The 6,538-nt window shown below is 65.6% G+C and carries 9 protein-coding genes; 4 read left to right on the top strand and 5 right to left on the bottom strand.

Going from position 1 to position 6,538, the window contains the following annotated elements; genetic code table 11:
• The coding region (locus tag JYJ84_RS25170) for an IclR family transcriptional regulator (RefSeq protein ID WP_205170148.1) at positions 1–456 on the bottom strand (456 nt) is incomplete at its 3' end.
• Positions 457–864: 408 nt separating this feature from the next.
• Between JYJ84_RS25170 and JYJ84_RS25165 the strand changes: the two genes are divergently transcribed.
• Positions 865–2,052 (top strand): acyl-CoA dehydrogenase, encoded by a 1,188-nt coding sequence (locus JYJ84_RS25165; RefSeq protein WP_175222318.1) that lies wholly within the window; start codon positions 865–867, stop codon positions 2,050–2,052.
• Positions 2,053–2,204: 152 nt separating this feature from the next.
• Here JYJ84_RS25165 and JYJ84_RS25160 read toward each other — a convergent pair whose 3' ends face one another.
• Positions 2,205–2,843: a peroxiredoxin gene (locus JYJ84_RS25160; protein ID WP_122944588.1), complete on the bottom strand. Its 639-nt coding sequence runs from the start codon at positions 2,841–2,843 to the stop codon at positions 2,205–2,207.
• A 318-nt stretch (positions 2,844–3,161) separates the two neighbouring features.
• On the opposite strand from JYJ84_RS25160, the gene JYJ84_RS25155 reads away from it, so the two are divergent.
• The 3 genes from JYJ84_RS25155 to JYJ84_RS25145 all read left to right on the top strand — a co-directional run bounded on the left by JYJ84_RS25155 (position 3,162) and on the right by JYJ84_RS25145 (position 4,464).
• Positions 3,162–3,464 (top strand): YqjD family protein, encoded by a 303-nt coding sequence (locus JYJ84_RS25155; RefSeq protein WP_006494044.1) that lies wholly within the window; start codon positions 3,162–3,164, stop codon positions 3,462–3,464.
• A 123-nt stretch (positions 3,465–3,587) separates the two neighbouring features.
• The gene (locus JYJ84_RS25150; RefSeq protein WP_122944587.1) at positions 3,588–3,977 is read left to right on the top strand and encodes a phage holin family protein; all 390 of its coding nucleotides are present in this window, start codon (positions 3,588–3,590) and stop codon (positions 3,975–3,977) included.
• Positions 3,978–4,020: 43 nt separating this feature from the next.
• Positions 4,021–4,464 carry a DUF3318 domain-containing protein gene (locus JYJ84_RS25145; RefSeq protein WP_122944586.1) on the top strand — a complete coding sequence of 148 codons (444 nt, stop codon included), beginning with the start codon at positions 4,021–4,023 and terminating at the stop codon, positions 4,462–4,464.
• Between the two features lie 54 nt (positions 4,465–4,518).
• On the opposite strand, the gene JYJ84_RS25140 is transcribed toward JYJ84_RS25145, so the two are convergent.
• The 3 genes from JYJ84_RS25140 to JYJ84_RS25130 all read right to left on the bottom strand — a co-directional run bounded on the left by JYJ84_RS25140 (position 4,519) and on the right by JYJ84_RS25130 (position 6,460).
• On the bottom strand, positions 4,519–4,965 hold the full coding sequence (locus JYJ84_RS25140) for a type IV pilin protein (protein WP_175222319.1): 447 nt from the start codon (positions 4,963–4,965) through the stop codon (positions 4,519–4,521).
• Positions 4,962–5,423 (bottom strand): pilus assembly protein, encoded by a 462-nt coding sequence (locus JYJ84_RS25135; RefSeq protein ID WP_236027514.1) that lies wholly within the window; start codon positions 5,421–5,423, stop codon positions 4,962–4,964. Before JYJ84_RS25135 ends, JYJ84_RS25140 begins: the two co-directional genes overlap by 4 nt.
• A gap of 203 nt (positions 5,424–5,626) precedes the next feature.
• Complete coding sequence (locus JYJ84_RS25130; protein WP_175222321.1) at positions 5,627–6,460, bottom strand: PilW family protein; 834 nt, start codon at positions 6,458–6,460, stop codon at positions 5,627–5,629.
• Between the last annotated feature and the right edge of the window lie 78 nt (positions 6,461–6,538).

Raw genomic sequence — 6,538 nt, 5'->3', positions numbered from 1 at the left:
CATCGAGCTCGTCAGCATCGACAGCCGCGAACCGGGCGCGAGCCCGAGCGTCAGCGCGGTCTCGCTGCGGATCGTCTCCAGATAGATCATGTCGAGCCCGTCGCGGCAGCCGAGCGACACGGCCGCGCCGATGTCGCGCGCAAGCGCCTGCATGTGCGGCCGCGCGAGGTCGATCGTCCCCGAGCCCGACAGCAGCGCGTAGCCGAGCGACAGCACGCCGGCGTCGAGCGCATACTTTCCGAGCGTCTCGTCGTAGCGCAGGTAGCCGAGCACGGTCAGCGTGTAAGCGAGCCGGTTCACGGTCGCCTTTGGCAGACCCGTGCGCTCCGCGAAGTCGCGGTTGCCGAGCATCGTCTCGCCCGGCCGGAATGCGCGCAGCAGGTCGAGTCCGCGCGCGAGCGCGACGACGAACTTGCGTTCGTCGATCGTGGTTTCGTCGATGGTTGAAAGTGTCATCTGGTGCTACACTGGGTTCGATTTGCAAAACATTGTTCCGCACAGCGGAACTTCCGTCAAGCAAACTCTCAGGCATGGAACCCGGCTGAATCAGGGACCGACCGCAAAGCAAGGGCTCGAGTGAGCACTGAAACGCCAGCTTGGGCCGACTGCAAAGCATGGGGCCCAAGCAAGCGCTAAAGCGCCAGCTTGGACCGACTGCAAAGCATGGGACCCGAGCAAGCGCTAAAGCGCCAGCTTGGACCGACCGCAAAGCATGGCACCCGAGCAAGCGCTAAAGCGCCAACTCGGGCCGACCGCAAAGCATGGGACCCGAGTAAGCGCTAAAGCGCTAACTCGGGTCGACCGCAAAGCATGGGACCCGAGTAAGCGCTAAAGCGCTAACTCGGGTCGACAGGAGATGAGACGATGAGTGCTGCAACTTTTCATTGGGACGATCCGCTGCTGCTCAACCAGCAACTGACCGACGAAGAGCGGATGGTGCGCGATGCCGCGCAGGCGTACGCGCAGGACAAGCTCGCACCGCGCGTCACCGAAGCGTTCCGCCACGAGCGGACCGACGCCGAAATCTTCCGCGAGATGGGCGAAGTCGGCCTGCTCGGCCCGACGATTCCCGAGGAATACGGCGGCCCCGGCCTCAATTACGTGAGCTACGGGCTGATCGCCCGCGAAGTCGAACGCGTCGATTCCGGCTACCGGTCGATGATGTCCGTGCAGTCGTCGCTCGTGATGGTGCCGATTCACGAATTCGGCTCCGACGCGCAGAAGCAGAAATACCTGCCGAAGCTCGCGACCGGCGAATGGATCGGCTGCTTCGGGCTGACCGAGCCGAACCACGGCTCCGATCCGGGCAGCATGGTCACCCGCGCGAAGAAGGTGCCCGGCGGCTACTCGCTGTCCGGCGCGAAGATGTGGATCACGAACTCGCCGATCGCCGACGTGTTCGTCGTGTGGGCGAAGCTGGAGGAGAACGGCAAGGACGCGATCCGCGGCTTCATCCTCGAGAAAGGCTGGAAGGGCCTGTCGGCACCCGCGATCCACGGCAAGGTCGGGCTGCGCGCATCGATCACCGGCGAGATCGTCCTCGACGAGGTGTTCGTGCCGGAAGATAACCTGATGCCGAACGTGAGCGGCCTGCGCGGCCCGTTCACGTGCCTGAACTCGGCCCGCTACGGAATCGCATGGGGCGCGCTCGGCGCCGCCGAGTCCTGCTGGCACACCGCGCGCCAGTACGTGCTCGACCGTCATCAGTTCGGCCGGCCGCTCGCCGCAAACCAGCTGATCCAGAAGAAGCTGGCGGACATGCAGACTGAAATCACGCTCGGCCTGCAAGGCGTGTTGCGCCTCGGCCGGATGAAGGACGAAGGCACGGCGGCCGTCGAGATCACGTCGATCATGAAGCGCAATTCGTGCGGCAAGTCGCTCGACATCGCCCGGCTCGCGCGCGACATGCTCGGCGGCAACGGCATCTCCGACGAATTCGGCGTCGCACGCCACCTCGTGAACCTCGAAGTGGTCAACACGTACGAAGGCACGCACGACATCCACGCGCTGATCCTCGGCCGCGCGCAAACAGGCATCCAGGCGTTCTTCTGATCGTCCGGGTGCGGCGTGCGCGGCAGCCATGCTGCGCACGAGCACGCGCAAAAAGACACGGCCCGCCCGGCATGACTGCCGGGCGGGCCGTTTTTCATCGGAGCCGCGCACCGGGCCGCAGGCCCGGTACCGCGTTCACGCTCCGCCGCTGCTTACTTGTTCGGCTGCGGCGTGAGGCGCAGATACGGACGCACTGCGTTGAAGCCCTTCGGGAAGCGCTTCTTCAGCTCTTCCGGATCCTGCAGCGACGGCACGATCACGACGTCGTCGCCATCCTTCCAGTTGCCGGGCGTCGCGACCTTGTAGTTGTCGGTCAGCTGCAGCGAGTCGATCACACGCAGCACTTCGTCGAAGTTGCGCCCCGTGCTGGCCGGGTACGTGATGGTGAGCCGCACCTTCTTGTTCGGGTCGATCACGAACAGCGAACGCACCGTCAGCGTTTCGTTCGCGTTCGGGTGGATCATGTCGTACAGCTGCGAAACCTTGCGGTCCGCATCGGCGATGATCGGGAAACCGACGACCGTCGACTGCGTGTCGTTGATGTCGTTGATCCAGCCCTTGTGCGATTCGACACCGTCGACCGACAGCGCGATCACCTTCACATTGCGCTTCTCGAATTCGCCCTTCAGCTTCGAGGTCAGCCCGAGTTCGGTCGTGCACACCGGCGTGTAATCAGCCGGGTGCGAGAACAGGACACCCCAGCTGTCGCCCAGCCACTCGTGAAACTTGATCGTGCCCAGGCTCGATTCCTGCTCGAAATCCGGTGCGATGTCGCCAAGACGCAGACTCATGATGTTCCCTCCTCGAACGATGCTGGTTGAAACCGCGCCCGGGTCGGCGCGGGAAAGTCTGTCAGCTTACGGGAAGCAATGGGGCGTGCGAACGATTATTCCGTTTGATATTCATACTTTTTTGTCATTTTTGCCTGGTGCCGACGCAGGACAGGCGGCCACGCGGGAAACTTTTCACCCCGTTTGCCGCTCTGTGAATGATTACAAGTCGTTTACCATGCGGTCTTGCACGGCCGTCGTGTGTCTTCCCGGCTCGCCAGCAGGCAGGCGTTTCGCTACGATGTGAACCTGCAGCATGACAGCACGATGGGAGTTGCAATGTCGGAAATCAACAAGGAGAAACTGATGTCGGATATCAAAACCGTTCTCTCGGACGCCGAAGACCTGCTCAAGCAAGCTGCGAGCAGCACGGGCGACCGTGCGGCCGAGCTGCGCGAGAAAGCCATGTCGCGCCTGAAGCAGGCCAAGGAAAAGGCAGCCGACGTCCAGGTCGTGGTGGTCGAGAAAGGCAAGAAGGCCGCACGCGCGACCGACGATTACGTGCACGAGCATCCGTGGACGTCGATTGGCGTCGCCGCAGGCGTCGGCGTACTGATCGGCCTGCTGATCAACCGCAAGTAACGCGCTCTGCGCCGTTTCGTCCCGTTGGCCGCGTCGCGCGGCCTGCGGGCGTCGAAGCCAGCCGGCGGTTTCCGCCGGCCGGCTTTGTCCTAGCTGCACACTGCACGCGCACGCACCTCACCCATGACGACAGACACCACCTCGCAGCCGTCCGGCCAAGGACCGCTGCGCCGCCTCGTCGGCTCCGCGATCGGACTTCTGCAAACGCGCCTCGAACTGGTGAGCATCGAGCTTGCCGAGGAAAAGGAGCGCCTGCTGGGCGTGCTGTTCCTCGGGCTCGCCGCGATGATGCTCGCGACGATGGCATTGATCAGCCTCACTGTGCTTGTCGCGATCGCGTTCTGGGATACCTACCGCTGGCAGTCGCTCGCGGCGATCACCGCGCTGTATGCCGCAGGCGGCATCGTCTGCGCACTGAAAGCCCGCTCGGGCCTGCGCGATGCGCCGACCGTATTCGAGGCGACGCTCGCCGAGATCGAGAAAGACCGCGAACTGTTCCGCGGCAAGCCGTGAACGCAATCGCGCTCACCCCTTCCACCTACTTCGCCGACGCGCCATGAGCCAGAACGTCACGGGCAATTCACCCCGCTCCCATTCGTCGCGATCGAACTGGAGCGCGTCGCAGCATCGCGCGCTCCGCAAGGAACTGCTGATCCTGCGATCCGAAGTCGAGCGGCTCGAACTCGCGGAAGCCGCCGGCGAAATGCGCCAGGCCGTCACGCGCTTCAGCTGGCTCAAGGTGTTCATCCCCGGCCTGTCCAGCAACAAGTTCAGCCAGTCCGCCAAGAACCTGAACGCGAGCCTCGGCCAGCTCGTCAACCAGTATCCGATGCTGAGTTCGCTCGCATCGCTCGTGCTCGCAAAACCCGTTCGCTCGCTGCTGCGCGCGAGCGCGGGGCCCGCGCTGAAGTGGGGCACCCTCGGTTTCGCTGCATGGGAGGTCTACCGGATCTGGAAGCAGTCCCGCAACGAGCGCGGGCTCGACACGCGCGACGACTGACTATCGGCATCCTGCGCGCACGGCCATACGCCGTGGCGCGCCTTCCACCCGGACTCAACGCACACCCCAGCACGCCGAGATCTGCCCATCGGCGGCATCACTTCGCACATTGCCTTTCGTCCCGTCCGAGCGCAGCGTGAATACACCGCACGCATCGTCGTGCATCGGGCCCGCGTCGAGCGGGATGGCTTCCAGTTCATAGCTCACCGGCGAATCGTCGCCGTCCGGCCGCCTGAGCGCCAATCGATAGACCGCGCGCCCGTCCGGCGGCGCCTGCGCGAGCGTGTCCGGCAATGCCGCAGGCGGCGCACCGTCCCGAGTTTCGAGATATTGGGCCGCCCGGTACAGCGCGGCGACCGCCGATGCGCGATGAACGCGCACGACATGCTCGCGATACGACGGGATGCCCCATCCGGCCAGCACCGCGACGATCGCGAGCACGATCATCAACTCGATCAGCGTGAATCCCGCCGAACGGTACGCGGACGTGCGGCCGTTCATCGAAGCACCGTCGCGACGCGACGCCAGTGCAAGGCGACGATGTGTCCGTCGCGTAGCGCGACCTGGTGCTGCAGCCAGACGGCGCTCGACGCGTGCGCACCGACGCCACGCGCGGTGACGACATAAGCGCGGCCGCCTGCCGGCCCTACCCCGCGCCATGCTTCGATCAGGCATCGCGGCGGTTGCGCAGCCATCGGCCAGCCGGCGAACGGCGCAAATGCTTCGGCGGCCGCCAGCGCCGGCATGCGCCGCCACGCGTCCGGCTCCGTGTGCGACTCGCGTTCGCTCACGTAGGGCGCCGAACCCCGGCGCAATCGCGCGGTGCACGCAGCAAGCGCGGCATCGGCCGCGTGGAATGCGACCAGGCGATCGGACAACGCACGCGTGCGGCGCGATTCCGTCAGTGCGGCTTCGAACCACGTGCCTGTCAGCGCCGCGACCGCCGCGCCAACCGCAATCACCGCAGGCAAGGCAAGGCCCGCGTCGCGATGCCAATCCTGGCGGGCTGACCGCAAGCGTAGGTGCGGCGCTCGCCGGCTCGTTGTCGGGGCTTCCGCACCAGCAGCCTGCAGCGGCTCGTCGCCATGCGTCGCGACAGGCTCATGCGTGTCGCCTGCCGCGACGCATCGCGATCTCTTCGCCGCGTACTGTCCCGCTCCGTTCATCGCGGCACCTCGCGTTCATCCGTTGCATTGCGCAACGTTTCGCCGAATGCGTGTTCGGCATTCCTCAACGCGACGATGCGATCGAGCGTCAGACGCGCACGGCCGTCTTGCGCAACGACGGTGCGGCCGTCGCAATCGACGTGTCGCGCCGGCTCGCCCGCCGGTTCGCCACGCGCACGCACGCAGACGTGCACGGCCACGACATCGGGCCAATCGCCGCCCCGCATTGCACCGGCATCGACGAACTGCGTGCCGCCGCGACGTAGATAACGCACCCGCAACTGATCGATTCCCGACACGACCGGCTGCGGCGTACCCGGACGACCGTTTCCTTCGCAATACAGTTCGGGCTCGCCCGTCGACGGACTGACATGGACGTCGAAGCGGTTCTCCACCGGCGCACGTTCGCCGGACACGCCGACACCCTGCCCGAGGCAATCCGACACCTGGCCGCTTACGGTGGACCACGTCGACACGGCATCGCCGACATACCGGATCAGCAACGCGTCCGACGCAGCGCGCACCGGCTCGCACCGTACCTCTGCGCCATCGCCCCTCACGCGCGCCATCGAACAGCCGAACACGGGCGGCAACGACGACACCCTCTTCGCATCGAGCGGCCGGAAACCGGCCATCTGGATCTGCTCGCCGATCAGCATCAGTGCCGTGGCGGCTGCATCGCGCATCCGGAACCCGTCGTCCGCGCGCCTCTGTGCGACGCGCTGCGCGTGGTACAACGCACCGGCCGCCACGAGCACGAGCAGACCGACGGTCATCGCAATCAACACTTCGAGCAGCGTATGCGCGCGCATGCGGCGATCAGCGTTCATCAGCGTCGGTCTCCCGATACGGAATCCGGACGCATGACGGCGGCTGCACGGACCTGCCCGCCGCTTCGCATCGCGACC

The organism is Burkholderia sp. LMG 13014 (assembly GCF_905232215.1).
Taxonomy (GTDB): Bacteria; Pseudomonadota; Gammaproteobacteria; order Burkholderiales; family Burkholderiaceae; genus Burkholderia.
This window is presented reverse-complemented; position numbering and strand designations above follow the sequence as displayed.

Bases quoted from the DNA above. Each gene is read 5' to 3' on its own strand.
- JYJ84_RS25165 (WP_175222318.1), top strand. From the start codon at position 865: ATGAGTGCTGCAACTTTTCATTGGGACGATCCGCTGCTGCTCAACCAG.
- JYJ84_RS25160 (WP_122944588.1), bottom strand. From the start codon at position 2,843: ATGAGTCTGCGTCTTGGCGACATCGCACCGGATTTCGAGCAGGAATCG.
- JYJ84_RS25155 (WP_006494044.1), top strand. From the start codon at position 3,162: ATGTCGGAAATCAACAAGGAGAAACTGATGTCGGATATCAAAACCGTT.
- JYJ84_RS25150 (WP_122944587.1), top strand. From the start codon at position 3,588: ATGACGACAGACACCACCTCGCAGCCGTCCGGCCAAGGACCGCTGCGC.
- JYJ84_RS25145 (WP_122944586.1), top strand. From the start codon at position 4,021: ATGAGCCAGAACGTCACGGGCAATTCACCCCGCTCCCATTCGTCGCGA.
- JYJ84_RS25140 (WP_175222319.1), bottom strand. From the start codon at position 4,965: ATGAACGGCCGCACGTCCGCGTACCGTTCGGCGGGATTCACGCTGATC.
- JYJ84_RS25130 (WP_175222321.1), bottom strand. From the start codon at position 6,460: ATGAACGCTGATCGCCGCATGCGCGCGCATACGCTGCTCGAAGTGTTG.